This is a genomic window from Corynebacterium sp. SA-MJD20WY100 (assembly GCF_039822565.1).
Classification (GTDB): domain Bacteria; phylum Actinomycetota; class Actinomycetes; order Mycobacteriales; family Mycobacteriaceae; genus Corynebacterium; species Corynebacterium phoceense_A.
On sequence record NZ_JBCJKS010000002.1, the window covers coordinates 141,591 to 168,063 of the forward strand.

Consider the following 26,473-nt stretch of genomic DNA (forward strand, 5'->3'; position numbering starts at 1 on the left):
CTACCACTACCCTTGGCATGCAACACGCGAATAGTCATTCGCATTTCGCGGTTGAATTCAGAGCACAAGGAGCATCCCCCATGTCCACCAACAAAGTTGTATCCGACCTCTCTTCGGCACTCGACGGCCTGGAATCCGGCATGAGCATGGCCGTGGGAGGCTTCGGCATCTGCGGCAACCCCCTTGTCCTCTTGGAGGGCATCGTCGACACCGGCGTCACCGACCTCGAGGTCTACTCCAATAACCCGGGTACGCAGATCGACGACAAGCACCTGGGCCTGGCGCTGCTCTTTAACGCCAAACAGGTAGCCAAGTTTGGCGGCTCCTTCATCGGCTTCAACAAGGAATTCGAGCGTCAGTTCTTCGCTGGTGAGCTCGAGGTCGACCTCATCCCCCAGGGGACCCTCGCGGAGAAGATGCGCGCGGGCGGCGCGGGAATTCCGGCGTTTTACACCGCGACGGGTGTCGACACGGCGCGTGCGGACGGCGGCCTGCCGGTGCGCTACGCGCCGGACGGCACGCTCGTGAAGGAATCGGAGCCCATGGAAACGCGCGAGTTCACCCGCAATGGCGTCACGAAGACCTACGTGCTCGAGGAATCCCTCGTCACGGATTTCTCGCTCCTGCGCGCGTGGAAGGCGGACACAGAGGGCAACCTCGTCTTTCGTAAGACGGCGGGCAACTTCAATGCGGACGCCGCGATGTGCGGCCGCGTCACCGTCGTCGAGGTGGAAAACCTCGTCGAGGCGGGCGAGCTCGACCCCAACGAGATCGACGTGCCCGGCATCTTCGTCGACCGCATTCTAGAACTCACCCCGCAGCAGGCCGAGGACAAATACATCGAGCGCCCGACTTTCCGCACGCGTGGCGAGGGCGGCGGCCGCCCCGAGGACCCACACACCCCGGAGAAGGGCTGGTCCCGTCTCCAGATCGCGGAGCGCGCGGCGCAGGAGCTTAGCGATGGTGAGTACGTCAACCTTGGTATTGGCATGCCCACGGCGGTCTCCAATTACATTCCGGAGGGCATCAAGGTCACTCTCCAGTCCGAGAACGGCATCCTCAACACTGGTCCGTACCCGTATGAAGAAGACATTGACGCGGACCTCATCAACGCCGGCAAGGAGTGCGTCACCATCCTGCCCGGCGGCTCCGTCTTCGACTCCTCCACGAGCTTCGCCATGATTCGCGGCGGCCACGTCAACACCGCAGTGCTCGGCGCCTTCGAGGTCTCCCAGACCGGCGACATCGCGAACTGGGGCATCCCAGGCAAGAAGATGAAGGGCATGGGCGGCGCCATGGACTTGGTCAAGGGCGCCCAGCAGGTCATCGCGATTATGGACCACACCGCGCCCGGCGGCGAGTCCCGCATCCGCAAGGTCTGTGAACTGCCGCTCACCGCCAAGGGCGTGCTCACCACGATCGTCACCAACCTCTGCGTCTTCGAGGTGACTCCGGATGGCCTCGTGCTCACGGAGCTCGCTCCCGGTGTCACCGAAGCCGACGTCGCCGCCGCGACCGAGGCGGATTACGCGTCGCACCTGCCGGTCGGCGCGAGCTAACCTGCTGCGGGAATACTCGCGAGGCCCGGGGCGTCTGACTAGGTGTCATTTAATACCGAAATTTGAGAGTAACTTCATGCGCATCGACATCTGGTCCGACATCATCTGCCCGTTTTGCATCATTGGCAAGCGCCATCTTGAACTAGCGCTCGAGAAGTTCGAACACGCCGACGCAGTCGAGCTCCACTGGCACAGCTTTGAGCTCGACCCGCACTCCGCGCCCTATTCAGGAGGCAATGTCGTCGACATGGTAGCCCAGAAGTATGGCGCCACCCGCGAGCAGGCCGAAGCCAGCCAGCGCGACATCGCCCGTCGCGCCGAGGCCGTCGGCCTCACCTTCAACTGGGAGGTCGCCAAGCCCGGCAATACCCTCGCCGCGCACCGCCTCATGCACGCCGCGTGGGAGTACTTCGCAGCCCAGCCTGCCGATGCCCCCGTCCCCTCGCCCGCCGCCGTCGAAGAGGCCTTCATCACCGCCTACTTCACGGACGGCTTGGATATCTCCGACCCAGACGTGCTCCACACCGTCGCCACAGAACTCGGCCTGCCCGCGCAGCGCGCCACGGACGTCCTCAGCTCCGACGCCTACGCCGACGCCGTGCGCGCCGACGAGAACCAGGCCCACCAGCTAGGCATCAACGGTGTGCCATTCTTCCTCATCGAGAACAAGTGGGCCGTCAACGGAGCACAACCAGTCGAGCTCTTTGTCCAGGCGCTCAACCAGGTCTGGGATGAGACCCACAAGCAGCCAGAGGCGCTCAACGTCATCGGCGGCATCGACCCCGCAGCGGCCTGCGGCCCGGACGGTTGCTAGTTTCGGCCCCCTGAGGGACGGCACACGACGCAGGCGCGGGGGCATCGGAAAGCGTCCCGATGGCCCCGCGCCTGCGTATGCACAACCAGCGGTGTTCTGAGCGGTTTAAGCCACGGTATAGGCTCGATGCGACAGCGTCTCGTCATCGGTGCCCGGCGCGGTGCCGAGTTCACCGGACTCCTCGTCCTTCGTGCGGTTGAGCCACACGATGGAGAGCAGCAACCCGCCCCAGATGACGACGATGAAGAGAATCATCAAGATGATGGCGCTCGTGTTCATGATGATGCGTCCTTTCTATTAGTTCTGGGCGGTCGGGTTGGCCAGCGGATTGGGAGTGCCCTTCGGTCGACCCTTGGCAGGAACGCCGTAATCCGAGGTCTCGAGACCGTCGAGGTGCTGGGAACCGCGGAACTTGAGCAGCGGGCCCACGAGGGCGATCGCGAAGATGATCGCCATGACCGCCCAGCCGTAGAGGCCAATCTGGGACTGCATATAATCGCCGTACGGCTCCTTGATGAGGCTCATGATCTCAGTGACGAGGAAGTAGACGAGCAGCAGCGGAGTAGCCACGAAGGTAAGGAACTCCCACACCAGCCCGACGCGCAGCGCGGACACGGCGTTGATATGCTGAGCAATCTCGTTGCGGCGGCCGAGCACCCAGCCCACCATGATGAGCGCGCAGACGCAGCCGAAGACAATGCCCAGGTTATTGGTGAACTTGTCCATCACGTCGAGGGTGACGAGGCCCGACTGCGTGGAGAAAAGCAGGCACGACACGATGGCCATGACGGTGCCGGCGAAGAGAGCAGCCTTCTTTCGCGGGATGCTGAACTTATCAGCGACGCCAGCGAAGACGACCTCCATAATCGAAATCATCGAGGTGACACCAGCCAGGAAAAGCGAGCCGAAGAAGAGGAAGCCGAAAAGCCAACCAAGCGGCATGGAGTTGATGATCGTCGGGAAGGCGATGAACGCCAGGCCAATACCGGAGGAGACTACCTCGTCGACGCCCACGCCCTGTTGTGCGGCCATAAAGCCCAGTGTCGCGAAGACGCCGATGCCAGCGAGGACCTCGAAGGAGGAGTTCGCGAAAGCCGTGACCAGACCCGTGTTCGTGATGTTAGTACGCGGCTTGAGGTAGGACGCGTAGGTCACCATGATGCCGAAACCGATGGACAGCGAGAAGAAAATCTGGCCGTAAGCGGCGATCCACACGGACGGGTCAGTGAGCACCGACCAGTTCGGCGTGAAGAAAGCATTGAGACCGTCCACGGCCCCATCGAGGAAGAGTGCGCGCACCACGAGCACGATGAACATGACTGCGAGGACCGGCAGGAAGATGGACGTGAGCTTGCCGATGCCCTTGTTGATATCCGTCGCAAGAGCCGCGATGCAGATGATCCAGACGAGGACCATAACGAGCAGAATCGGCCAGACGAACTTCGCCGAGTAATTCACCGAGGTGTCTGCCTGGAGGAAGTCACCCATGAAGTACTCATCTGGCTTATCGCCCCAGCCCTGATTGAAGGACTTGACGGTGTAGATGGCTGCCCACGCGACGATGGCAGCGTAGTAGATGGCAATGAAGAAGTTCACGCCCACCTTGAACCAGCCAATCCACTCCGCCTTGGGCGACATGCGGCGGAAAGCCAGCGGCGTCGAGCCACGGAAGCGGTGACCGAGGGCGAGGTCGAACCATAGAATGGGGATACCCGCGGTCAGCAGCGCCACGATATATGGAACGAGGAACGCGCCACCGCCGTTTTCATACGCCACGTAGGGGAAGCGCCAGATATTACCCAAGCCAACGGCAGAGCCAATCGCGGCCATGAGAAACACCAGGCGTGTATTAAATGTGTCTCGCTCGGAGCGAGTCCTCACTTCATTCGACATAGAAGCCACCTTGTCTTTGTCCGGGGTTATGCCCGGAAACCCGATAGAGAGACGATGCTGGGCAAGTCCCACCCAGCTACCCACAATGAACATTTCTCTCCCAAACCGCGGGAAAGCAGTGCGCAACGTGTATGAACAGGAATCATAATCTACCTAGCGATCGATAGGTAGTGTTTTTTCAATTTTTCTGTTCCAAGACAGTCTGCGACTCGTTCAGGTCCCCAGAATTGAGCCCTTTATTAGCTCGTTCATTCGATATTCACGTCTACAGAGGCGTCTGTGTCCACACCCTCACGTAGATTGGTCGCATGACCCCTAACACTCCCTTACCGTCAGTCGGGCTACCTTCCCATGCCCCACAGCTCCTGGACGAAGTCGCACAGCTCCGCTCTGCCTCTCCCACACAGCACATCACCGTCTTGTGCGGCGCTCACGCGCGCAACGACGTTGTCGCCGCCCTCGCCGCACAGGGCCCATGGCTCAATATCGACGTTGTCACCATCCCTATGTATATCGCCACGGCGGCGCGCACGTTGAGCCCTCGCGCTCCCCTTGATCGCGCGACTGTCGCACACGAGGTCAACACCCTGCTGCGCGCAGACGCCGCCCCTACCGTCTTCCACCAACACGACCTCAACGATGTCGCTGCCACGCGCGAATCCCTCACAAATGCGGTGTGGGAATACCTCTCCTTGCCCGAGGAACAGCGCACGCTCGACGCTGACAGCGCGGACGCGACCATCGAGCTCCCGCTCGCTGTGCAGCGCATGGCGCTTGCCGTCGCGGCCTCCACCGCGCCGCGCTTCTTTACTCCCGCCGAGGCCCGCGCTCATGCGGCAGAGCAGGGAAAGGACGAGACTATCGTGGTCGCTGGGGATATCGCTTTCGACACCGGCGACGCGTGGCTGCTCGCACAGCTCAAGCCCACGGTCACCACATTCGGGCCCGAGCGGGTAGAAGACCACATCCGCGCCGCGAGTTTCGTCGCCGAAAATGACGAGGCCACCTACATCGCCACCCAGGCGAGTGCTGCCCTCGCCCGGGGCGTGCCGCTGCATGCCATGGCCGTGGCTTACTGCTCTGACTCTGTCCTCCCCTACCTGCACACGGCACTGCGCCGCGCGCATCTACCTTTCGCCGCGCCCAGCCCTCACACGGTGTCTGAGACGCCGGCCGCGCGTGCTGTCGCCATCCTCCTGCGTATGGAACCGGAGCGCATGTCGCGCCGCGACCTCTCAGATCTCCTCGACACTGGCGTCGTGGCAACCGACATCTCCTCGTTTGCCTTCGAGCAGGCGACCCGCGGCTTCGAGCCACAGCTTTTCGCCGCAGAGGATTGGACCGCGCCGCTGCCGGCAGGCCTCAAGGATTGGCAGCGAGACCGCATGGCCCAGGCCCAGCAGTGGGTACAGGCTCTGCGCGCGGACCTCGATCGCGTGTGGAACCAGTCCTCGTGGAATGACGTCGACGTCGCGCTGCGGCAGCTTCTCGCCGCGCATATCCGCAACGATCAGCGCGGCGCGGCGGAGGCCGCACTGCTCGCACTCGCGCCGCTTGAGGGACCGGTCCACCAGACCACCGCCGTTGAGGCCATCAACGATTTCCTTGAGAACTCCCTGCCCGACGTCAACGAGGGCCTTCTGCGCGTTGGCCCGCTGGAGTCGGTCGCAGGCCGCGACCTCACTCATGTCTTCATCGCCGGCGCTACCGATGCCGCCCTTCCCGGCACGTTGACGTCGAGCCCGACCTTCACCACCGCACAGACCGGAGTGGACTCGGCAACCTTCCTCGATCGTCGCCGCCGCGCCCTCGACGCCGCGCTCACCGCAGCCGCCCACGTCTTCGTTACCTACTCCCGCACGCACGTCGACGGCTCCGGCGCAAGCTCGGCCTCCCTGTGGATTCCCGTCGCAGCTGAGGATTTCGGCCCAGTCCACGCGCTACAATCGGCTGGCCAGATGCCGTTGCTCGACGAACTCGACGCCGCCATCTTGCGCGCTCAGGCAGGCGAACTCACGCCAGAGACACAGCGCTACCTCGCCATCGCATCCGCTCGCGAAGCCGGTATCCAGACCCCGTACACCGGCTACATTGGCTCCGATGTCGCACTCCGCGTCTTTGAGAAGCCCTTGTCAGCCTCCGCGTTGGAGACGTTCACGGCGTCGCCACAGCTCTTCTTCCTCGAGCGCGTCGCCGGCGGTCGCATCCTTCCGGACCAGGGCGAATCCGTCGACATCGAGGCTCATGAGCGCGGCACCATCTACCACCACATCTTCGAAAATTTCGTCCGCGACATGTGGCTGGACAATGAGGAGCGCCCCTCCGAGTACAAGGACCTCGACTGGGACGGCTCCGGGAAGGACTCCGCGAAGGAGACCATGCAGAAAATTGTCGAGCAGGAACTCGCGGTTGCCCGCCCCCTGCGCGTCAACACCGCGTCGTGGGAAGCTTTCGCCAGCCGTGTTCGCCGTGAGTGCGCCGCCTGGCTCCAGGCCGAGCGTCTCGATGCCGAAAACGGCTGGAATCCTCTTGGCGTGGAGGTCCCCTTCGGCCCGACGGATAAGGCTCCCGATGCCGCCCCGCTCGTTATCGCGCTCCCCAACGGCGGCTCCATGTCGTTCCGCGGCTCCATCGACCGCGTCGACGTGTCGCACAACGCGGACGGCAGCATCAACGTGCGCGTGACCGACTACAAGTCCGGCAAGAGTAAGTACTCCAAGCACATCGACCAGGACCATCCCACGGGCGGCGAGGACAAGGGTTACAAGTTCCAGCTCGCGCTCTACGGCGAGACCGTCCGTGCGGCTCTCGGCCGCGATGGCGCCGCACAATCAGAGCTGCTGTCGACGCTGCGCACGGAACTTGCGGGCATGATGTCGTTGACGGCGCGCTACTGGTTCTTCCTCGACGAAGAGGAACCGATCGTCTCCATCAACGTCACAGATTCCGTCCACGACACTTTGGTGGACAACCTCTCCGCCATTTATGGCTACGTCCAGCGTGGTGAATTCCCCGCCTACGACCTGTCAGGAATGCCTTTCAAGTCGGACGCTCTCATTCGCTTGTCCGTCGAGAACTCACTCACCGAAGCAACGGCGCTCTCCGCAGCTGGCTTCACTCCCTTGTCCCTGTCCCTCGCTGCAACCCCTACGGAGGCCTAAATCCATGTCCACCATCGATACCGCCATTGAGCGCGACGCCCATAGCCGCGAGCTCATCGCATCTGACACGCAGAACTCCTGGTTCGTCGAGGCCGGCGCTGGTTCGGGTAAGACGACTCAGCTCGTCGCTCGCCTCATCACGCTCCTCATCGAAGAGGGCATGCCGATTGAAAAGATCGCGGCCATCACGTTCAATACTGCGGCGGCCGCCGAGCTCACCACGCGTCTGCGTCGTACGCTCGACGAAATCTATCGCACGGGCAAGCTTGAAGATCCTCAGCGCCTCGATGATCCCTCCCGCAATCGCAGCTTCACGGCCGACGCCGCGACCGTGAAAGAACGCGCAGGACGTGCCTTGGCCGGCTTGCCCGGAGCCGCCATCGAAACCCTCCACTCTTTCAGCCTGCGTCTCCTCAAGCAGTTTCCGCTGCAGGCTGAACTTCCACCCACAGTCGAAAAGGTCGATGATGTGCAGGCGCAGTTCGCTACCGCCGTGCGTCGCGAGGGCGCCCTGGATCTGCTGACCAAGCTGGCTGAGGGCGATAGGGACGCCGCGGAGCGCGTCAACAAGCTCTGCTCTGGTGTGAACATCAGCGCCGATAACATCGCTGAGGCGTTGCAGCTCCTCATTGACAACGGCATGAAGATCTCCGACCTGTCCGACATCATCGCGTGGATGGACGAAAATTGGGGTGAACTGCCCGAGCCCGCAACCGCGGTCATCGTCGAATCAAATCCGCTGACGAACGACGACTTCATGCAGCTCAAGGAGCATGTCTTCATCGCGACAGAGCCTTTTAGCCCGAACAACGTCTCTGGTGAACCGGACAAGCTGTGGGCGGCTCTTTTCCTTCCGCTCCGTCAAAACATGGAATCCTTCGCGGCCTCTGGGGTCGATGCTGCCTTGTGGACTTTCCAATGGCCCAAGACTGGAAACTCGGGAAAGAAGGACGCCAAGGCTGTCCGTGATGAGCTCCGGCTGACACTCGACGATGCACTGGAACGACAAAAGTCTCCGGTCGTTCATGCCATGACCGTTCTGCGCCGTTTCCTGCTGGCCTTTACTCTCCAGCACGCTGCAGAACGTGCACGCAGCGGCAAGCTTGAGTACCACGACATGATTTTCCTCGCGCGCGAACTCGTCACTGATGAAGACAACCCCACGGCCCGAAACGTGCTGTCTCAGCAGTTCGCGACCATCTTCGTCGACGAGTTTCAGGACACCTCACCGTCGCAGCTCGACATTGTGCGCGCTATCGCCAGCGGGTCTGCGGATGCGCCTCATCCCGGGCACCTGTTTACCGTGGGCGATCCGAAGCAGTCGATTTACCGTTTCCGCAGCGCCGATGTCGATAGCTACATGCAAGCGCGCGAGCAAGAGAACGATGAGCGCATTCTCACGATGTCACGCAATTTCCGCTCGGCGCCGCAGGTCATTGAAGCAATCAATGGCATTTTCTCCGGCATGTTTGCTGCCCTCAAATCAGAGATGGACATGGGAGAAGGAGACGTCCCGCGCTCTATCGCCTACACGCCGATGATCGCGCAAGAGACCCCTGATGCTCCAGGAAGAACAATTTTCCTCCGCGACGTGGACAATTTGGCTGGGCGTAAGCATAACGAAAATACCGAGGACCTCGAGCACGCGGACATTGTCGCGCTCGTGAACTCCGCGCTGTCGACTCAGTACGACGACGCAGCTCAAGAATACTTCGGCATTACAAGGGCTTTGGATTACAACGACATTGCCATTATCGTTCCTACCCACAACATCGCACGCGGCATCATGTCGGCGCTCACCGACGCGGGCATCCCTTACGTCTCTGAGGGCTCAGGGCTCCTCTTCTCGGATCCCGCCATTGCAGATTTCCTGACGGTGGTGCGCGCGATCGCAGACCCCGCGGACTCCTTCACTCAGCTTGCCGCGGCGCGCACGTTCCTCCTCGGCGTATCCGACGCCGATCTCGCCGACTACGCAGCGCAGCAGGCCGCCGTGGGAGACGAAGATACTGCCCCGGAACAACTCGCGCAGCACCCCGTCGCCCAAGCGCGCGAGCGTATTGCGCAGCTAGGTTATGATTTCCGCGCGCTGCCTCTCGGCGAGATGCTCCGCGCGATCGCGAAAGAGCTGCGCCTTGCCGAAGCCGTGGCGGCGCGCGGTGACGCCAACGGGCTGTACCGCCTCGAAGCCCTCTTCGCGCAAGCAGACCTCTTTGGCCAGCAGACGGGGCTCGGCGCTCGCGCTTTCCTGCGCTACGTCGACAGTCAAGTCGAGGACGAGCACGGGCTCACCGCGCCCATCCTCGACGACGGCTCCGTCGGCGTGCGCATCATGACCATCCATGGTTCGAAGGGACGCGAGTTCCCGTTCATCATCGTGGGGGGCCGCTGCAACAAGGAGCGTCCTTTCACGGACACCTATGGGCTCACCCGTAGCGGCACTCTGTCGGCGGAATTCAAGCTCGGAGACTTTGCCACACCCCGTTTCGAGGAGGCCACGTCCTACCTCAAGCACGCGGACAAATCCGAACACGTGCGTCTCGACTACGTCGCTGCCACGCGTGCCCAGCTCGTCCTCGCCGTGCCGCTCGAGGTACCGAGCACCAAGAATGGCTACGGAAACAAGCGGGGCAAGCGTTTCCTCTATGCTCTCGACGCGATGGACGATGAGTTTGCTCCCGCACCCCGCGAGACGCTACCGAACTGGGACCGCAGCGCCCCAGCCGCGGAGCCGACGCCGGTGACGGCGGACGTGGCGGGAGCGGCGGCATCGGCAAGCGAGGCGCACGAGCGTGCCCGCGCAGCGGCCGCGGTGGCCCCGCGCATCGCCGTGACCGCCATCGCGCATGCGAATGTCGAGACCGTCGACGAGGACAACCGGTCGACGGAGATCATTGCAGACGCGGTGCAGCACACGGGTGGGCGCGTCCGGCGCTGGCTCGATGGACAGGCTTCGGCATCCGCTGCGCAGCGCTGCGTATTCCCTGGATCTCTCACGCTCGCTTCGCACGGCGCCGCATTCGGTTCCGCCGTCCACGAGGTCATGGAGCTGCTGCCCAGCCACCCGGAGCTGAGCGTCGAGGACTTGGTTCGTTCCATTGCGCCGTTGCACGATCTCGACGAGTCCGTCCACGCTGATCTCAGCGCCGCCGCGCGGTCCTTCGCGGAATCCGAGCCGTACCAGCGCAGCCTCACCGATGAGGCCTACCGCGAGCTGCCGATTATCAGCTCGCTTGACGGCACGGCCGTGGACGGTGTCATCGACGTGCTCTACCGCGACGGCGAGACGTGGGTCATCGCGGACTACAAGACGGACCGCGCCGCGACGCAGGAGACGGTCGACGCCTACTTCACCCAGCTGGACATCTACGCCCAGACGGTGGAGCGCACGCTCGGCACGCCCGTGGGGCGCCTGGAACTTATCTTCCTCACCCCGCAGGTTCCCACCGGTCAGGGCGCATAACACTCGCTATCATCGCTAAGGGTCGACCACCGTGGCCGACCCTCACCGCACTTTTCTACTCATTACTCACTCATGACACACAAAATTTTCATTGGAGACGGTCGCACGGAGACGACCTGCCCTGTCTGCCACGCCATCGTCGCCGTTGACGTCGCGCGCCAGCGCCTCGCCGATCACAAGCGCGGCGATAACAAGCTCTACAACTGCCCGCTCAACCGCGAGGAAGTCGTGCTGGTCCGCGCGAAGCCGACGAAGACGACGGTCCTTCCCACGCAGGGGCCGCGCAAGAAACGCACGTCTGCGGCGAAGAAACTCAATGCCGCCGACCGCAATGCACAGGCCATCGCTCGGTATGAGCGACGAGTCCAGCACATCGCAACCCGCCAGGCACGGTACGACGAGCGCGACTTCGCGTTCCGTGCGGCGGACTCCTTCGGGAAGGACGACCCAGCGCTAGGCGGCGAGCATTCCGTCCGCGCCAGTTCCGGGGGCCGAGTGCAGTCGAATCGGTCACGGTACTAAGCTGGGGCTAGCGGGCACGGTACGCTAAATGAAACCTCGTCGCTTACTGCCGGAAGGAAGTCGCCGTGTCCTCGTCCCTGCTTGCCGCGCTGCCCGGCATCCTCACCGCCGCACGCGAGGAGGCTGAGCAAGCGAAGGCCGCGGCCGCACCACTCACAGACGCCGAGGGCACCATCCTGCACGGCGACAACCTGCAGGCCCTCGCGGGGCTTCTCGCCGGAGGTGCGGCGGGCACGGTCGACCTCATCTACATCGATCCGCCCTTCGACTCCCGCGCGGAGTACGCAGCGACCATCACGGTGCATCTCTCCGATGGGCGCACCGTCGACATCACGCGGCCGGCGTATAAGGACTCGTGGGCGCATGGGGGCATCGGAAAGCTGAGCGCGGCGGATGCTAGCACTGCGGCTTATTTAGCGATGCTCGCGCCGCGGCTCATCCTCATGCGCGAGCTCCTCACGGAGTCCGGCTCCATCATGGTGCACCTCGACTGGCACGTGGGCCATTATGTGCGCGTGCTACTCGATGAGATTTTCGGGCGCGAGTGTTTCATCAATGAGCTGGTATGGCGCTACGGCAAGATGAGCCGGACCACGCGGCGCTTCCCGCAGAACCATGACACGATTTACTTCTACGCCCGCGACCCGCACCGCTATTACTTCCAGCCGGTCAAGGGCGCAGAGAGCGAATACAAGAAGCGCTACGCGCGGCGGCTGCGCGGAGACAAGCTCTACTGGGGCGACGTCAAGGAGAGCACGGACCGGCTCATCGCGGGCCGGGCGCGCAAGCGAGTGAAGGAACTCGGACGCGAACTGGTCGATGACGACGTGCTTTTCGACTTCGCTTCGGAGTTCAAAGTCCAGGACGACGTGTTTTACGACATCTCGATTATCAAAGGCAATGCCGCGGAGCGCCTGGGCTACGACACCCAGAAGCCGGAGAAGCTGCTCGCTCGGCTGCTCGAGGCTTCGTGTCCGCCGGGCGGACTCGTCGCGGACTTCTTTGGTGGCTCCGGCACGACGGCCGCGGTGGCGCAGCGCACCGGCCGACGGTTTATCACGGGTGATGTGGGCGCGGCGGCTGTGAGCGTCATGCGTGCGCGGCTAGGAGCGCCGGTACGTGCTCTTGTCGGCACTGTGGAGGCCCAGGTCTTTGACGCGCAGGTGCGTGCACTCAATGGATGCTTGGCTCTGGTCGACTTTGCGTATCGCGACGTCATCGCGGTCGCGGCGGCGTTGGGGCTCGACGAGGAGAACGCACGAAAACTGGCGGAGATTCATGAAGCGGAGCCGCTGGCGCTCGCGGCGGGGTGGACGGTGAGCGCCGCGGATGGCGCGGAAATCTATTCGGGGCCCGTCGCACCCGTGGAGGGACCCGGCGCGCAGGTCGAAGTCAGCGATGTCTTTGGACACCGCGCGACAATCTACCTCTAGGACATATAAGCGGCATCTGCGTTCGTGGATCCGGGGCTTATATGTGCTCAACGTAGATCATGATGTCGCGAGTGGGGGTAGTCATGCGGGCGGGCAAAGCATAACGGTCTTCACAATATGGGGTGACGCGGGCTACACTACACATCATATTGTTCAACAATCTAGCCCGGAACCTCAGGGCGTCACAGTAGAAAGGACCGGCCCCACATGAGCGCGCTGCACATTGACCTCAACGCCGACCTCGGAGAGACCACCGCAGGCACCCCCGTCGCGGACGACGCGGCAATGCTGGAGATGGTCTCCTCGGCCAACGTCGCCACCGGCTTCCATGCGGGCGACGCCCATTCCATCGCGCAGACGGTCCGCGCGGCGGCGGAGCGCGGCGTCGTCATCGGCGCGCACGTGGGCTACAACGACATGGCTGGCTTTGGCCGCCGCTTTATCGAGTACAAGCCGGAGGAGCTCGCGGACGAGGTCACCTACCAGATTGGCGCGCTCGACGCCCTGGCGCGCGCGGCCGGCACGAAGGTCTCCTACGTTAAGCCGCACGGCGCGATGTACAACGCGATCGTCCACCACGAGGCCCAGGCCAAGGCCGTCGTGGACGGCGTCAAGGCCTTCGGCGACATCCCGCTCATGCTGCTGCCCGGCGGCGTCGCCGTGGACATCGCAGAGAAGAATGGCCTGACCGTCATCCGCGAGGCCTTCGCGGACCGCAACTACAACCCGGACGGCACGCTCGTCTCCCGCACGTTGGACTACGCGGTGCTCGAGACCCCCGAGGAGGTCACGGCGCGCGTGCTCCAGGTCGCAGAGACCGGCTCGGTTACCGCCTACGACGGCACGCGCCTCGACGTCGACGCGCAGTCCATCTGTACCCACGGCGACTCGCAGGGCGCAGTCGACATGCTGCGCAACGTTGTCGCGACGCTGAAGGACAAGGGCATCGACGTGCGGAGCTTCATCTAATGCGTATCCATCCCGTGGGCACGCGCGCCCTGCTCATCGACTTAGACGGCTTGGACCAGGTCATGACGTGGCACGGCGCGCTCGAGGCCGAGCCGCTGCGCGACCAGGTGGACTGTATCGCCGCCGCGACCACGCTTCTACTGACCTTCGAAACCCCCAACGCCGCCGCCGAGGCCGCGCGCGTCCTTCCGAGCTTTGAGCCCGCCAGCCGCGCCGCCGCCGAGCCGCGCACTGTGGAAATCGACGTTCTGTACGACGGCGAGGACGTGGAAGAGGCCGCCCAACTCGCGGGAATGACCCCGGACGAGCTCATCGAATGGCACACGTCGACCGAGTGGACCGCCGCGTTCGGCGGCTTTGCGCCGGGCTTTACCTACTGCGCGCCGGCCGACCCGGGCCGCAGCCTGGCGATGCCCCGTCGCGCCACGCCCCGCACCGCCGTCCCGGCGGGCGCAGTGGGCATCGCGGGCGACTTCTCGGCCGTCTACCCGCGCGTCTCCCCCGGCGGCTGGCAGCTACTCGGCACCACCACGACGCCCATGTGGCAGTCCCAAGCGCAGCCGCCCGCACTCGTCCAGCCCGGCGACCGCGTGCGCTACCGCGCGGTGTCGCAGCTTCCGGAGCTGCTGCCGGATACGTCGCGCCACGCCGGCGCCCCGGCGCGCCTGCCGCGCCTCGAGGTCGTCGAGGCTGGCCTGCTCACCTTGTACCAGGACCTCGGTCGCCCGGGGCGCGGCAACCTGGGGGTCACGCCCTCGGGTGCGGCGGACCGCGCAGCCGCAGCGACGGCCAATATCGCGGTGGGCAACCCCCGCGGTGCGACGGTGCTCGAAAACATTGGCGGGCTCACGGTGCGTGCGCTCACCGATACCGTCGTGTGCGTCACCGGCGCCGTCGCCCGCGTCAAGCTGGGCACCATGCCGGTTCACCTCGCCCGCCCCGTGCTCGTCACAGCGGGCCAGACGCTCACCATCGACAATGCGACGCTGGGCCTACGCTCCTACGTCGCGGTTCGCGGCGGCATCGTCGCCGACGCCGAGCTCGGCTCATCCGCCACTGACATCCTCTCCGGCCTCGGCCCAGACCCCGTCCACAAGGGCGACGTCATCGGCGTGTTGCCGCGCTCGACGGCCATGACGGACGCGCAGCTCGCCAACCCGCTGCGCGTCACCGAGGAAAGCGGCCGCACCGTCGGCCGTCTGCGCTGCGTGCTCGGCCCGCGCGACGACTGGTTCCCGGCCGACGCCGTGCACGCCTTCACGGAGACCGAATGGACCGTCACGCCGGATTCCAACCGCGTGGGTCTGCGCCTCGACTCCGAGGTCACCCTCGAGCGCAACCGCTACGAGGAGCTGCCCTCCGAGGGCATGGTCGCGGGCTCTGTCCAGATTCCGCCTAACGGCAAGCCCGTGGTCTTCCTGCGCGACCACGCCGTCACCGGCGGCTACCCCGTCGTGGCGACGGTACTAGAAGAAGACATTGATATCGCGGCCCAGCTCCCGCCGGGGGCCCGCGTCCGCTTCGAGATTGTGGAGAAGTAAAAACATGAAGATTCAGACCGTGCTCATCGCCAACCGCGGCGAGATCGCCGTGCGTATTGCGCGCACCGCCCGCGACCTTGGCATGAAGTCCATCGCCATCTACTCCGAGGCTGACGCCGGTGCCCTGCACACGCAGGTCGCGGACGAGGCCTACGCCCTGCCGGGCAACACCGCGGCGGATACGTACATGAACGTCCCCGCCATCCTCGATATCGCGGTGCGCGCGGGCGCGGACGCCGTCCACCCGGGCTACGGCTTCCTGTCGGAGAACTCCGAGTTCGCCCGCGCCGTCACCGGCGCCGGCCTGACCTGGGTCGGCCCGTCCCCGGACGCCATCGACTTGCTCGGCGATAAGATTGCGGCCCGCCGCGTGGCCGAGGAGGTCGGCGCGCCGCTGGCACCGGGCACCTCCGATCCCATTGACGACTGGCAGGAGGCCCGAGCGTTTGCCCAGGAACATGGCCTGCCGATTGCGATTAAAGCGGCCTACGGCGGCGGCGGACGCGGCCTCAAGGTCGTCGACGATCTCGAGTCCATCGAGGGCGCCTTCAACTCCGCCGGCCGCGAGGCCCGCGAGGCCTTCGGCCGCGCCGAGTGCTACGTCGAGAAATTCCTCACCCACCCGCGCCACGTCGAGGCCCAGGTCATCGCGGATACCCACGGCAACGTCGTCGTGCTCGGCACGCGCGACTGCTCCACGCAGCGCCGCTTCCAAAAGCTCGTCGAGGAGGCCCCGGCCCCGGGGCTCACTGACGCCCAGCGCGAGGGCATCATCGAGGGCGCCCGCGCCATCTGCCAGAAGGTCGGCTACACCGGCGCCGGCACCGTCGAGTACATCGTCTCTGAGGACGGCACCATCTCCTTCCTCGAGGTCAACACCCGCGTTCAGGTCGAGCACCCCGTCACCGAGGTCGTCACCGGCGTCGACATCATCGCCGAGCAATTCCGCGTCGCCGCGGGCGAGGAGCTTTCGCTCACCGAGGATCCCGCCTCCCACGGCCACGCCTTCGAGTTCCGCATCAACGCCGAGGACATCCTCAACGGCTTTGCGCCCTGCCCTGGCACCATCGTCGCCTTTGAGCCGCCCACTGGCCCTGGTATCCGCGTCGACGCGGCCGTGCGCTCCGGCTCCATCGTGTCGCCGTACTACGACTCGCTCATCGCCAAGCTCATCGTGTGGGGCCCGACGCGCGAGGTTGCTCTGCGCCGCGCGCAACAGGCACTCACGGAGTTCACCATCAACGGCGTGCGCACCGTGCTCCCCTTCCACCGTGACATGGTCCACGAGCCCGCCCTCGTGAACCTCGACTCCGGCAAGGGCGTCTACACCGACTGGGTTGACCACAACTATCGCCCGGGCGGCGCCGTGCAGTCCGCGCCGGTGGAGTCCATCTACGCCCAACGCCGCACCGTCGCCGTGGAGATCGACGGCAAGCTCGTCAACATCGGCTTCCCCGCCGAGCTCTTCACCGCGCCTTCCGATGCCCCCTCCTCCGCACCGTCTACCGGCGCCGGCCCCACCGACGAGAACGCCGTCACGAGCCCCTTCCAGGCCAACCTCGTGGACTGGCACGTCCCCAACGGCGCGCAGGTCAGCGAGGGCGACGTCATCGCCACGGTCGAGGCCATGAAGATGGAATCCACCATCAAGGCCCCACACACCGGCACCATCACGCTCCAGGCGAAGCCGGGAGACAAGCTCACCCCCAGCACGGTCATCGCCACCATCGCCTAAGTCGGTGCATCCAGGCTCGGACTCCGTCGCCGTAGAGTAAGGTCAAACGCATGCTTGCTGACTCCGTGACCTCTGCCCTGCGCGAGGCTATCTCCGATGGCGAGTTCGAGCCTGGCCAACAGCTCAGCGAAATCCGCGCCGCCGAACGCTTCGATTGCTCGCGCAATACCCTGCGCGAGGCTTTCGCCATGCTCGGCGCACAAGGCTTGGTCCACCGCAAGCCCAACCGCGGCGTCTTCCTTGCTGTCCCGGACGCAGACTTCGTGCGCGATCTTTACCTGGCCCGCGCGGCCCTCGAACCCGCTGGCGTGCGGTGGGGCACATTCGACGACCCCGGCGCACTGGTCACGCTCACGACCTCGGCGCGCGAGCACCTGGATGAGCCCGGCCACGCAATGGTGTCGACTATCAACCAGCGCTTCCACCGTGCCCTCGTGGCGAGCCTGGGCAGTGTCTCGCTCGACCGCGAGATGTCCAACCTGCTCGCGCGCATGCGCCTGAGCTTCCTGCGCGTCATCCCCCGCTACCCCGATCTCCACGCCTCCCACATCGACGGCAACGTGGAGCTCGCCACCCTCATTGCCGAGGGCAAGCGCGAGGACGCCGCGGAGCTTTCCCGCGCGACGCTGCTGGGCACGCTCGACAAGATCCTCGCCGTACTCAACTAGCTCTCACTGCCAAAAGTCGGCCACATCTGCGCCGATTTTTCGCGCGTTTTAGGCAACGAGCCCTGTATTACGGCACCTGGTATTCGAGGTCCCGCGCGTTGGTCACGAGCATCGTGCCGGGCTGGTGCGTAATCGCCAGGCTCGGCTTGGACTCCATGACGATGGCCTGCGGGGTCACGCCACACGCCCAAAAGACCGGCACGGTGCCCGCTGGGATATCGACGGCCTCGCCGAAGTCTGGCTGTGTGAGGTCCGCAATTCCGATGGCGGCCGGGTCGCCCACGTGCACGGGCGCGCCGTGAACGGACGGGTAGCGCGAGGTAATCCGCACCGCGTCGGCGACCTGGGCGGCCGGGATGGGGCGCATGGACACGACCATGGGTCCGGAGAACACACCCGCCGGGGTCGTGGGGATGGTCGTGCGGTACATGGGCACGTTGCGGCCCTGCTCGATGTGCGCGACGGGCACGCCGTTGTCGATGAGAGCCGTCTCAAAGGTAAAGGAACAGCCGATAAGGAATGCGACCATGTCCTGGGACCAGTAGGCGGTGGCATCGGAAGGCTCGGAGATGAGCTCGCCGTCACGGAAGACGCGGTAGCCGGGGATATCGGTCCGGATGTCGCCGCCGGGCAGGAGCTCGGAGGAATACTGCCCTGCCTCGAGGACACCCACGATGGGGCACGGCTTGGGGTTACGCTGCGCAAAAAGCAGAAAATCGAAGGCGTATTCCTGGGGCACGGCAAGCAGATTGGCTTGCATGTAGCCGCGCGCCAGGCCCGCTGTCGTGGTGAGCGCCTGGGTGCGCGCTGCGGCGCGAACCTCTTCGGGAGTCATCATTATGCCCACAGCGCCGTGATGCCGGAGAAGGCCTTGACGCCGATGAAGATGGTGAGCAGCCAGGCCAGCAAGCCGATGCCCAGCAGCCACGCAGGGTACTTATAACCGCCCAGTAGGTCGCGGCGGCGCCAGGCGACCCACATGACGACGGCAAAGCCGATGGGAAGGATAAGGCCGTTGAAGGCACCGGCGAAGATGAGGAGCTTCTGCGGAGCGGAGTTCATGATGGCGAATGCGACGGTGCACACGACGATGAAGGCGACCGTTAGGAAGTTGCGGGTGCGCGGGGCGACCTGCTGCGTGGTGACGAAGGAGATGGAGGTGTAGGACGCACCTATGACCGAGGACAGGCCCGCGGCGAAGAGGACGACGCCGAAGGCGCGGAGGCCGAACTGGCCGGCGGCCTGGAAGAAGGCGTCCGCAGCCGTGTTCTCCTTGGAGAGGGTCACGCCGGTGGCGACGACGCCGAGGATGGCGAGGAAGAGCAGGACGCGCATGATGCCGGTGATGATGATGCCCCACACGGAGGTCTGCGTGATGTTTTTGATGTTCTCCGGGCCGGTGAGGCCGGAGTCGATAAGGCGGTGGGCGCCGGCGAACGTGATGTAGCCGCCCACAGTGCCGCCCACGAGGGTGGTGATGACGAAGAAGTCGATCTCCTCGGGCAGGAACGTATTCTTCAAGGCCTCGCCGACCGGCGGCTGGGAGACGATGGCGACGTAGAGCATGAGCAGGATCATGATGGCGCCGAGCGCGGCGACGAGACGGTCGAGAGCCACACCCGCGCGCTTGGACAGGAAGATGAACACGGCGATAGCTGCGGCGATGATGCCGCCCCAGCGCGCGTCGATGCCGAGCATGGCGTTGACGCCCAGGCCCGCGCCGGCGATATTGCCGATGTTGAAGACGAGGCCGCCGATGAAGACGAAGACCGCCATGACCCAGCCGAGGCCCGGCAGGACGGTGTTGCCCAGCTCGTTGGCGCGCAGGCCGGAGACGGCGAGGACGCGCCACACGTTGAGCTGCACCGCGATGTCGACGAGGATCGACAGGAGGATGGCAAACGCGAAGGCCGCGCCCATCTGGACGGTAAAGACCGAGGTCTGGGTGAGGAAGCCCGGTCCGATGGCCGAGGTGGCCATGAGGAACATGGCGCCGGCCATGGCGCCGATGCCCTTGGGCGGATTCTTCTGGACGGGCGTTGCGGTTGTTTCCGTTCTCACGATGAGCTCCTTTAAGTGATGGGGGTCGCAGCGGTGTGTGATGCCGATCATCATAGGGGTTTGTTCAACAATCTGTAAATAGGGTGGGGCGGGCCACTCCCCCGCTGCGTCGAGAACCAGGGTGCGCGGCGGCGACGCGGACCTGAATCGCGCAGGCGGGCGCAGTGCGATTAACTTAGAGGCATGGCAAAAAAGGACGCGATCGATATCACCACCCTCATGGGCAAGTCCTCGCGCACCTACGCCACGCGCAAGGTCACCCAAGAGATGATCTCCGCGCGCACCCACGTGGCCATCGCGCTGTGGGATATCCCCTGGAAGTCGGCACCACACGGCAAGCTCTACGGTTGGGTCATCGCGGTCGAGGCAGGCGGCAAGCGCCGCTTCGTGCGCACCGGCAAGACGATGGACGCGGACCCCTACCCCCGGGTCTTCGCCGAGTTCGAGCGCGCGGTGAAAAGCGTTCCCAAGCCCATCTGGGTCGTGGTGGGACGCCGTCAGGCGGCGCTGGGCACGCGCATCCGCCGGGCGGGCTACCTCGTCACCGGCTCGTTCGCGGACGAGAATAAAGCGGGCAACCGGGCACGCGGACTGCGCAAGCAGCACGAGGCCCAGGCCGTGCGCCGCTCGAAGAAGGAAGGCGAGCGCCCCGCCAAGCAGGCGCCGGCGGTCGAGGCGCCGCCCACGCATTGGCTCCCCAACCGCTCGCGCTTTGCGGGCCGGGGCCAGCAGGTGCGCATTGCGACGGACGCGTCCTCGGACACGCTGTCTAAGGGCGCGATGTGCTTCGTCGCCTCCAATGGCGACTACCAGCTGCGCACGCGCATGACGAAGGCGGGCACGGACGAGCTCGAGCTGGAGACCATCACGCTCGCCCTCAAGTACGCGCTGAAGAACGGCTTCGAGCGCGTCATCATCGAGTCAGATTCCGTCGCGGCACTCGAGGCCGTGGACAATATCCTGGCAGGCGGACGCGGCGCGAAGTCGCGGCGCACATGGCGCGGCGTCTCCTCGGGCGCACGTTCGCGCTTCCAGCAGGCGTGGCGGGACTTCAACAAGCAAGGCAAGGCGACCATCGGGCGCGTGCTCGGGCATGCGGGCGACCCGCTCAACCACGCCGCGGACCGCATCGCGTACCTGGGTCTGCGTGCCTCGAATTTCCCCGAGAAGGAGTCGCGCGCGACCGCGTGGAAGGAAATCGACAATATCCTGCGCCAGCTGCCCGGCAAGCTCGCACGCTAGCCTTCACGGCGCCCGCGGTTAATTCATAAGCTCGTAGTCGCAGCCGATGTCGAAGGTCTCGTTGCGCGCAGGCTCGTCCGCGTAGGCGACGTCGAGCTTCGAGTAGAGCTTCGCGTTGTAGCCGCACTCCTGGCGCTCGCGCACAGTGACGGTGACGGGCAGCTGCGTGAAGCCAGACTCCGCGCAGTTGGGGTCACAGTCGTTGATAAAAGCCGTGCCTTCCGCGCGGGCGGAGTCGGCGCCCCAGTTCGACCACTGGAGGTCACGAACGAGGTAGTTGTTGTCCGCGCAGGCGAGCGAAATCAGTTCGGGGCCCTCGAGGCCAGTCGCGGCGACGCAGCCCAGGATGGCCGTGGCCTCGACGCGGGTGGTGACGTCCGGGGCGACGAGACCGTGGACCTCGACGATCTGGCCCGTGGACGGCAGGACGCTGAAGCTCACGTGGTCCGCGTCGCGGTAGACGGTGACGAGCGAGTCCTGGCCCGCCGTGATGTCCGCGCTGCCCAGCTCGTTGCCGCCGGCCGCCGCGAGGTTGTCATAGACGAGCTTCTGCTGCGCGGAGGTCAGCCCTGGGTGCAGAAGAAGCTGGAGCGAGCCGAGCGCAGCGTCGCCATACGTGGCGACGGCGAGGTCGCGCAGGGCGTCGGCGGAGGGGGCATCGGCAAGCTGGGCGAGCGTGATACGGGGCGAGGGGTCGAAGTCCGCGAGCGCGGCGGAGGTGCCCTCGGTGCGGGTAAACTGGCGCAGCTGGCCGGCGTGGACCTCGTATTCCGTGGTGACGGTAGCCTGGCCGTCGCTGTCCATGCGCTTCATGTACTCCTGACCGAGGGCCGGGGCGTCCGCCTGGCTTGCCGATGCCGCCGCCGCCTGCGCGAGCACCTCCTCCGCCGTCGCCTGGGGCGTGGCGTTATTGCTCAAGCCCGGAATGACGGCGACGCCGAGGGCAAGCACCGCGACGGCCGCGGCAGCGACGAGAAAGGGACGGCGCTTCTTCTGGGCAGGTTGTGTGAAACGTTCCAGGAGGGCGTCGGCGCGCTCCTGCTGTTCGGGGGTGAGCGACTCGTCGGGGACGGGGTTAGCTGCAGCGAGTTGGGCGAGAGGATCGTTCATGACGGTTTTCCTTAGTGGGAGCCGGCGCGGTCGAGGGCGCGGGCGAGGCTGGTGCGCGCGCGGTGAAGACGCACGCGGGCGTTCGTGGGAGTGAGATCGAGGACCTCGGCGAGCTCGGCTGGCGTGAGGCCCTCCCACGCGTGGAGGGTGAGGATCTCACGCTCAGCGGGACTGGGAGTAAGCAGCGCACGGTTGATATCGAGGTTCAGGTCGCTGTGGCTCGCAAAATCCTCGGCCTGGGGATCCGCCTCCGCCTGCTCGAGATCCACGAGCCGGGGACGGCGCCCCTGCGTGCGATAGTGTTCGCGCACGACGTTGCGGGCGACGCCGTAGAGCCACGGGAGGACGCTGCCTTCAATCTGGTCGAAGTTAACCCAGGCGCGCTCGAAGACGTCGGCGGTGAACTCCTCGACGTGCTCGGCGGGCGCGCGGCGCGCAAAGAACGCGCGCACGGCAGGGTAATGCGCCCGGAAAGCCTCGCTAAAGGCTTTCCGGTGCGCGGCGGGGAGATAGGTGACGGACACTGACTGCTTTCTTGAGGTGTACCTATGGTGTTGTCGCGGCGTGAGCTGTCGGCCGCGTGTGCGGTTTAGCTGCGGGCCGTCTTGGCCGTGCCGTTGCCGGCGTCGGCGAAGCGCGCGGTGGTCGTCGCTCCGTTCTCGCAGGTAACAGTGTACGTGTGGTAGCCGTCCGCCGGGCCGGGGCCAATCTGCTCCGGCGCGGTGATCTCGCCCATGAGGTAGCCAGCATCTGCCGCCGGCCGCAGGACGGCGTGGGCACCGAAGCTCGTGGTGAGGTCCGCGCGTGTGCTGTTATCGGGGCACGTCGCGGTGAACGTCATCTCCATGCCAGGCTTGAGGATATCCTCCGTGCCAGCAGTCATGGCGGGGGTATCGTTCGCGCCCGTGGCAATCGCTGCCCCACCCGCGGCAAGGACGGCGACAGTGGCGGTGGTGATGGCGATGATTCCCTTTTTCATGAGAGGACTCCTTCTTCTCGTGGTGGTGCTTCGTACTGGCATTCTTTCCCGCCGGAAGCCTTTCACCCTCCTTGTGGTTGTTTGGGCGCACAGCGTTACAACGAGCCCTGCATTTCTCTGGCTATTCGTTGCATTTGCTTGCCACAGTGAGCGCAACCAGCGGAAATACCTAAGCGCGGCACCTACCAGTACCACACCAGTTTCGGGCGACTCGTCTTCGAAGCAACAAGTAACCATGGTGATTCTGGCCCCCGTTTTCGCCCTCAAGGACGGCGTGATCCACCCCATGGGCATGATGGAAGGCCGCTACGAGGGGACACTGAATCTGGCCGTCATGCCGCTCGATCAGATCATGCCGACGCTGCGTCTCGATTCGGTGCCTTTAACTCCCCAGACATAGGACAGCCCCCAAGAAAGGCACCGCCGCTCAGCTTTCGACGTTCGATAGAGGTTGCGCTCCCCATCGACGGAACCGAGCGGCGGCATGTCCTGGCGGGCCCCAATACACCGCCAAGTAAATGGAATGAACCCTTGCACGAAGGTTCATTAAATGGTGGGGTGAGTTAAAATATGCACCATTTTGACGTAATACGAAAGGATTTCACGGCGCCGTTATAAAAAAGTTACTTAAACAATCGGCGCGAACAGGGCCTTTAGGTGCACGTTCAATAGATTGATAGAAATGGGGGCGGAATGCGGGGGTGAAAACGTGCGCCCCACAGTCTCACCCTGTGGAATTGTTATGCACTCAGAGGCATTTTATACCGACTGCGCTTCGCGCTCCCGCGCGGGCACCGTTGCCCGCACGCGTCGCCCATCGAGACGACACACAAGAAAGGCATAGATAGCGCCGTTAACGTTGTGCATGACGGCCGCGCATGCCCCTGGCAGGGCCGCCTCGGGCGCAAAGAACTGTGCGGCCATACCGGAGTGTTCAAGGCATGCTCCTAGGAAAGGTTTCAACACATAACAGGACCATGCATGGGTGGCAGTGGTATGACAATTACGCTAGGCGTGGCGTGCAACACCGATTAGTGCGAAATGTAACTTCGCACAATTTACGCCCTCGACAGGGTGTGTACTAATTTCCGAAAGAGGATCCGCCCGGCCGAATGCGGGGTCGCGACAATTTCCCGCGCATAGTTGACCAGGCGCTGATCAAAGGGGGTGGGAGCTGAAATGACCCGGGCCGGAATACCCAAATGCCAGGCCCACAACCGCGTCCTCAGTACATGAAAATTGTTAGTTACAACGATGAGACGGCCAGCCCCACCGGCAAGTCGCCACGCATTTTCAAGATTCTCATTCGTCGATGTCGCCTCGTTATCTTCGATCACCCCATCAAACCCGTGCTCCTCGAGGTAGCGACGCATGGCGGGCGCCTCGCCCCTACCGCTGACAATGAAAGTCTGCCCAGGTACCGCTGCGGCCATCGCCGCACGCAAACGCTCCTCGAGCAATATCCCTGGACGCCCGCGCTTGACGCGCGAGCCGAGAACAACGATAGGATCCACGGGGATAAGCATAATCGTTGCGCCACCAGGCAAAGAATGGACACATGCCAGTGAGTCCGGCGGTGCGTACGGCGCATACGCGAAGAAAGCGCTACTCACCCATTAACTTGGCGCGGAGGTTCGCGTCTTTCTGCTCGACCTCGGCAGCCATATTCGCCTGGTAGTCGACCATCTTTTGCAGAAGCTCTGCGTTGCCAGCGGACAGGATGCGCACGGCGAGCAAGCCGGCATTCTTGGCACCGCCAATGGAGACGGTCGCGACGGGTACACCTCCGGGCATCTGGACGATCGAGAGCAGGGAATCAAGTCCGTCCAAGTCTTTAAGCGCACGCGGAATACCGATGACCGGCAGCGGCGTCGCGGCTGCGACCATGCCTGGCAGGTGGGCGGCGCCACCGGCGCAGGCGATGATCGCTTTGAGGCCGCGGGTATGCGCCGACTTGGCGTAAGACAGCATCTTCTCCGGGGTGCGGTGCGCGGAGACCACGCCTACCTCGAAGGGGATGCCGAAGTCCGCGAGGACCTGGGCGGCGGGTTCGACGGTGGGCCAATCGGAATCGGAGCCCATGATGAGGCCGACCTGTGCGTTCATGTTTTGTCTCCTCGGAAAGTAGTCGTGTTAGGCCTGGTCAGCCCATTCGGCGTGGACCAGGAAGTTCGCGGCGAGCTTTGCGTCGCGGCGGGTGGCGGCGACGGTGGCGGCATCGGCAGCCGCACCGGTGAGATTGACGTGGCCAATCTTGCGGCCCGGACGGTGGCCCTTGCCGTAGAGGTGAATCTTGGCGTTGGGGAAACGACGAGCGACCTCGACGACGCGCTCGGCCATGGGCATAGCCGGATCCTCGTCGGCGCCGAGCACGTTAGCCATGACGGTGATGGGCGCGGAGGCAGACGGATCGCCCAGCGGGAGATCGAGGACGGCGCGCAGGTGTTGCTCAAACTGGCTGGTAATGGAGCCTGCCTGGGTCCAGTGGCCCGTGTTGTGGGGGCGCATGGCCAGCTCGTTGACGGCGATATCCTCTGCGCCCTCGTGGTTGGTATAGGCGAAGAGCTCGACGGCGAGCACGCCCGTCACGCCGAGCTCGGTGGCGATCTGCACGCCAAGGTCCGTGGCACGCTGTGCGAGCTCGGGAGCGAGATCCGGAGCGGGCGCGATGGCTTCGGCGCAGACACCGTTTTCCTGCACGGACATGGTGATCGGCCAGACCTTGACCTCACCAGAGGGATTGCGAGCGACGAGGATAGACAGCTCGCGGGTAAGCGCCACCTTCTTCTCCGCCATGAGCGGGGTGCCAGCCTCGAGCAACTCAGCGACAAGGGACTCGAGCTCAGTCGGGTCCTTGGGGAACCACACGCCGTGACCGTCATAGCCGCCGCGGCAGGCCTTGAGGCAGACGTTGCCGTCGACCTCGTTCCAGAAGTTCTGGGCATCCTCCACCGAAGAGATGGCGGCGAAGGGCGGCACTGGTGCGCCGAGCTCGCGCATGCGGCGGCGTTGCACCAGCTTGTCCTGGGCGTTAATGAGAGCGCTCGGGGCGGGCTGGACGCTGTAGCCAGCGTCGAGCATGGCAGAGAGGGCATCGGAAGGCACGTGCTCGTGGTCGAAAGTGACGGCGTCCGAGCCCTCGGCGACGGCGAGACAGTCCGCGGTGGAGTGGTAGTCCCCCACCGTCACGGCGGGAATGACCTGGGCCGCGGATGAGTCTGGGGCACCGGCGAGGAGCTGGAGTTTGATTCCTAATTCAACGGCCGCCGGTTGCATCATGCGCGCGAGCTGGCCGTCTCCGATAACGCTTACTGTCTTAATCA

The 26,473-nt window shown here is 64.6% G+C and carries 22 protein-coding genes and 1 pseudogene; 12 read left to right on the forward strand and 11 right to left on the reverse strand.

Annotation, left to right across the window (positions count from 1 at the left end; all coding sequences use genetic code 11):
* The first annotated feature begins 80 nt into the window (after positions 1-80).
* Both ABJ196_RS01915 and ABJ196_RS01920 read left to right on the forward strand, forming a co-directional pair.
* Positions 81-1,559, forward strand: coding sequence for a 3-oxoacid CoA-transferase (locus ABJ196_RS01915; RefSeq protein WP_347304974.1), 1,479 nt, complete (start codon positions 81-83; stop codon positions 1,557-1,559).
* A gap of 76 nt (positions 1,560-1,635) precedes the next feature.
* A complete protein-coding gene (locus tag ABJ196_RS01920) occupies positions 1,636-2,373 on the forward strand; it encodes a DsbA family oxidoreductase (RefSeq protein WP_347304975.1) in 738 nt (245 codons plus the stop codon).
* 105 nt (positions 2,374-2,478) lie between these two features.
* Here ABJ196_RS01920 and metS read toward each other — a convergent pair whose 3' ends face one another.
* Entirely contained in the window at positions 2,479-2,652 is a 174-nt protein-coding gene (metS, locus tag ABJ196_RS01925) for a methionine/alanine import NSS transporter subunit MetS (RefSeq protein ID WP_347304976.1), read from the reverse strand.
* An 18-nt stretch (positions 2,653-2,670) separates the two neighbouring features.
* Positions 2,671-4,266 carry a sodium-dependent transporter gene (locus ABJ196_RS01930; RefSeq protein WP_347304977.1) on the reverse strand — a complete coding sequence of 532 codons (1,596 nt, stop codon included), beginning with the start codon at positions 4,264-4,266 and terminating at the stop codon, positions 2,671-2,673.
* Between the two features lie 308 nt (positions 4,267-4,574).
* On the opposite strand from ABJ196_RS01930, the gene ABJ196_RS01935 reads away from it, so the two are divergent.
* From ABJ196_RS01935 to ABJ196_RS01970, 8 genes are all read left to right on the forward strand, one after another.
* Positions 4,575-7,427, forward strand: coding sequence for a PD-(D/E)XK nuclease family protein (locus ABJ196_RS01935; RefSeq protein WP_347304978.1), 2,853 nt, complete (start codon positions 4,575-4,577; stop codon positions 7,425-7,427).
* Between the two features lie 4 nt (positions 7,428-7,431).
* Positions 7,432-10,890 (forward strand): UvrD-helicase domain-containing protein, encoded by a 3,459-nt coding sequence (locus tag ABJ196_RS01940; RefSeq protein ID WP_347304979.1) that lies wholly within the window; start codon positions 7,432-7,434, stop codon positions 10,888-10,890.
* Positions 10,891-10,962: 72 nt separating this feature from the next.
* The gene (locus ABJ196_RS01945; protein ID WP_347304980.1) at positions 10,963-11,412 is read left to right on the forward strand and encodes a hypothetical protein; all 450 of its coding nucleotides are present in this window, start codon (positions 10,963-10,965) and stop codon (positions 11,410-11,412) included.
* A gap of 65 nt (positions 11,413-11,477) precedes the next feature.
* Positions 11,478-12,845 (forward strand): site-specific DNA-methyltransferase, encoded by a 1,368-nt coding sequence (locus tag ABJ196_RS01950; RefSeq protein ID WP_347304981.1) that lies wholly within the window; start codon positions 11,478-11,480, stop codon positions 12,843-12,845.
* Positions 12,846-13,052: 207 nt separating this feature from the next.
* Positions 13,053-13,814: a 5-oxoprolinase subunit PxpA gene (locus ABJ196_RS01955; protein WP_347304982.1), complete on the forward strand. Its 762-nt coding sequence runs from the start codon at positions 13,053-13,055 to the stop codon at positions 13,812-13,814.
* Positions 13,814-15,355, forward strand: a complete 1,542-nt coding sequence (locus ABJ196_RS01960) for a 5-oxoprolinase/urea amidolyase family protein (RefSeq protein WP_347304983.1) — start codon at positions 13,814-13,816, stop codon at positions 15,353-15,355. Before ABJ196_RS01955 ends, ABJ196_RS01960 begins: the two co-directional genes overlap by 1 nt.
* A 4-nt stretch (positions 15,356-15,359) precedes the next feature.
* Positions 15,360-17,090: a biotin carboxylase N-terminal domain-containing protein gene (locus ABJ196_RS01965; RefSeq protein ID WP_347304984.1), complete on the forward strand. Its 1,731-nt coding sequence runs from the start codon at positions 15,360-15,362 to the stop codon at positions 17,088-17,090.
* A 50-nt stretch (positions 17,091-17,140) separates the two neighbouring features.
* The gene (locus tag ABJ196_RS01970) at positions 17,141-17,758 is read left to right on the forward strand and encodes a GntR family transcriptional regulator (protein ID WP_347304985.1); all 618 of its coding nucleotides are present in this window, start codon (positions 17,141-17,143) and stop codon (positions 17,756-17,758) included.
* A 67-nt stretch (positions 17,759-17,825) separates the two neighbouring features.
* Here ABJ196_RS01970 and ABJ196_RS01975 read toward each other — a convergent pair whose 3' ends face one another.
* Together ABJ196_RS01975 and ABJ196_RS01980 are read right to left on the reverse strand one after the other, a co-directional pair.
* Complete coding sequence (locus ABJ196_RS01975; protein ID WP_347304986.1) at positions 17,826-18,596, reverse strand: putative hydro-lyase; 771 nt, start codon at positions 18,594-18,596, stop codon at positions 17,826-17,828.
* Positions 18,596-19,759: an NRAMP family divalent metal transporter gene (locus ABJ196_RS01980; RefSeq protein ID WP_181734575.1), complete on the reverse strand. Its 1,164-nt coding sequence runs from the start codon at positions 19,757-19,759 to the stop codon at positions 18,596-18,598. The genes ABJ196_RS01975 and ABJ196_RS01980 overlap by 1 nt, the downstream gene beginning before the upstream one ends.
* Before the next feature lie 243 nt (positions 19,760-20,002).
* Between ABJ196_RS01980 and ABJ196_RS01985 the strand changes: the two genes are divergently transcribed.
* Positions 20,003-21,061, forward strand: a complete 1,059-nt coding sequence (locus ABJ196_RS01985; RefSeq protein ID WP_347304987.1) for an RNase H family protein — start codon at positions 20,003-20,005, stop codon at positions 21,059-21,061.
* Positions 21,062-21,079: 18 nt separating this feature from the next.
* Here ABJ196_RS01985 and ABJ196_RS01990 read toward each other — a convergent pair whose 3' ends face one another.
* From ABJ196_RS01990 to ABJ196_RS02000, 3 genes are all read right to left on the reverse strand, one after another.
* Positions 21,080-22,171 (reverse strand): hypothetical protein, encoded by a 1,092-nt coding sequence (locus ABJ196_RS01990; RefSeq protein ID WP_347304988.1) that lies wholly within the window; start codon positions 22,169-22,171, stop codon positions 21,080-21,082.
* A gap of 11 nt (positions 22,172-22,182) precedes the next feature.
* On the reverse strand, positions 22,183-22,695 hold the full coding sequence (locus ABJ196_RS01995) for a sigma-70 family RNA polymerase sigma factor (RefSeq protein WP_347304989.1): 513 nt from the start codon (positions 22,693-22,695) through the stop codon (positions 22,183-22,185).
* Positions 22,696-22,760: 65 nt separating this feature from the next.
* The gene (locus ABJ196_RS02000) at positions 22,761-23,150 is read right to left on the reverse strand and encodes a hypothetical protein (RefSeq protein ID WP_347304990.1); all 390 of its coding nucleotides are present in this window, start codon (positions 23,148-23,150) and stop codon (positions 22,761-22,763) included.
* 235 nt (positions 23,151-23,385) lie between these two features.
* Here ABJ196_RS02000 and ABJ196_RS02005 point away from each other — a divergent pair, with 235 nt between their 5' ends.
* Entirely contained in the window at positions 23,386-23,550 is a 165-nt protein-coding gene (locus ABJ196_RS02005; RefSeq protein WP_347304991.1) for a hypothetical protein, read from the forward strand.
* 359 nt (positions 23,551-23,909) lie between these two features.
* Here the strand turns inward: ABJ196_RS02005 and ABJ196_RS02010 are convergent.
* From ABJ196_RS02010 to ABJ196_RS02025, 4 genes and pseudogenes are all read right to left on the reverse strand, one after another.
* Positions 23,910-24,080, reverse strand: a pseudogene (locus ABJ196_RS02010) (bile acid:sodium symporter family protein); the annotation flags it as partial.
* A gap of 128 nt (positions 24,081-24,208) precedes the next feature.
* The gene (locus ABJ196_RS02015; protein ID WP_340711931.1) at positions 24,209-24,664 is read right to left on the reverse strand and encodes a YdcF family protein; all 456 of its coding nucleotides are present in this window, start codon (positions 24,662-24,664) and stop codon (positions 24,209-24,211) included.
* A gap of 91 nt (positions 24,665-24,755) precedes the next feature.
* Positions 24,756-25,256, reverse strand: coding sequence for a 5-(carboxyamino)imidazole ribonucleotide mutase (gene purE / locus ABJ196_RS02020; RefSeq protein WP_068801577.1), 501 nt, complete (start codon positions 25,254-25,256; stop codon positions 24,756-24,758).
* A 27-nt stretch (positions 25,257-25,283) separates the two neighbouring features.
* Entirely contained in the window at positions 25,284-26,471 is a 1,188-nt protein-coding gene (locus tag ABJ196_RS02025; protein ID WP_347305026.1) for a 5-(carboxyamino)imidazole ribonucleotide synthase, read from the reverse strand.
* Positions 26,472-26,473: the final 2 nt, after the last annotated feature.

Excerpts from the sequence above, each read along its gene's own strand:
- ABJ196_RS01915 (WP_347304974.1), top strand. The coding sequence starts at position 81 with ATGTCCACCAACAAAGTTGTATCCGACCTCTCTTCGGCACTCGACGGC.
- ABJ196_RS01920 (WP_347304975.1), top strand. The coding sequence starts at position 1,636 with ATGCGCATCGACATCTGGTCCGACATCATCTGCCCGTTTTGCATCATT.
- metS (WP_347304976.1), bottom strand. The coding sequence starts at position 2,652 with ATGAACACGAGCGCCATCATCTTGATGATTCTCTTCATCGTCGTCATC.
- ABJ196_RS01930 (WP_347304977.1), bottom strand. The coding sequence starts at position 4,266 with ATGTCGAATGAAGTGAGGACTCGCTCCGAGCGAGACACATTTAATACA.
- ABJ196_RS01935 (WP_347304978.1), top strand. The coding sequence starts at position 4,575 with ATGACCCCTAACACTCCCTTACCGTCAGTCGGGCTACCTTCCCATGCC.
- ABJ196_RS01940 (WP_347304979.1), top strand. The coding sequence starts at position 7,432 with ATGTCCACCATCGATACCGCCATTGAGCGCGACGCCCATAGCCGCGAG.
- ABJ196_RS01945 (WP_347304980.1), top strand. The coding sequence starts at position 10,963 with ATGACACACAAAATTTTCATTGGAGACGGTCGCACGGAGACGACCTGC.
- ABJ196_RS01955 (WP_347304982.1), top strand. The coding sequence starts at position 13,053 with ATGAGCGCGCTGCACATTGACCTCAACGCCGACCTCGGAGAGACCACC.
- ABJ196_RS01960 (WP_347304983.1), top strand. The coding sequence starts at position 13,814 with ATGCGTATCCATCCCGTGGGCACGCGCGCCCTGCTCATCGACTTAGAC.
- ABJ196_RS01965 (WP_347304984.1), top strand. The coding sequence starts at position 15,360 with ATGAAGATTCAGACCGTGCTCATCGCCAACCGCGGCGAGATCGCCGTG.
- ABJ196_RS01970 (WP_347304985.1), top strand. The coding sequence starts at position 17,141 with ATGCTTGCTGACTCCGTGACCTCTGCCCTGCGCGAGGCTATCTCCGAT.
- ABJ196_RS01975 (WP_347304986.1), bottom strand. The coding sequence starts at position 18,596 with ATGATGACTCCCGAAGAGGTTCGCGCCGCAGCGCGCACCCAGGCGCTC.
- ABJ196_RS01980 (WP_181734575.1), bottom strand. The coding sequence starts at position 19,759 with ATGGCCGGCGCCATGTTCCTCATGGCCACCTCGGCCATCGGACCGGGC.
- ABJ196_RS01985 (WP_347304987.1), top strand. The coding sequence starts at position 20,003 with ATGGCAAAAAAGGACGCGATCGATATCACCACCCTCATGGGCAAGTCC.
- ABJ196_RS01990 (WP_347304988.1), bottom strand. The coding sequence starts at position 22,171 with ATGAACGATCCTCTCGCCCAACTCGCTGCAGCTAACCCCGTCCCCGAC.
- ABJ196_RS02000 (WP_347304990.1), bottom strand. The coding sequence starts at position 23,150 with ATGAAAAAGGGAATCATCGCCATCACCACCGCCACTGTCGCCGTCCTT.
- ABJ196_RS02005 (WP_347304991.1), top strand. The coding sequence starts at position 23,386 with ATGGTGATTCTGGCCCCCGTTTTCGCCCTCAAGGACGGCGTGATCCAC.
- purE (WP_068801577.1), bottom strand. The coding sequence starts at position 25,256 with ATGAACGCACAGGTCGGCCTCATCATGGGCTCCGATTCCGATTGGCCC.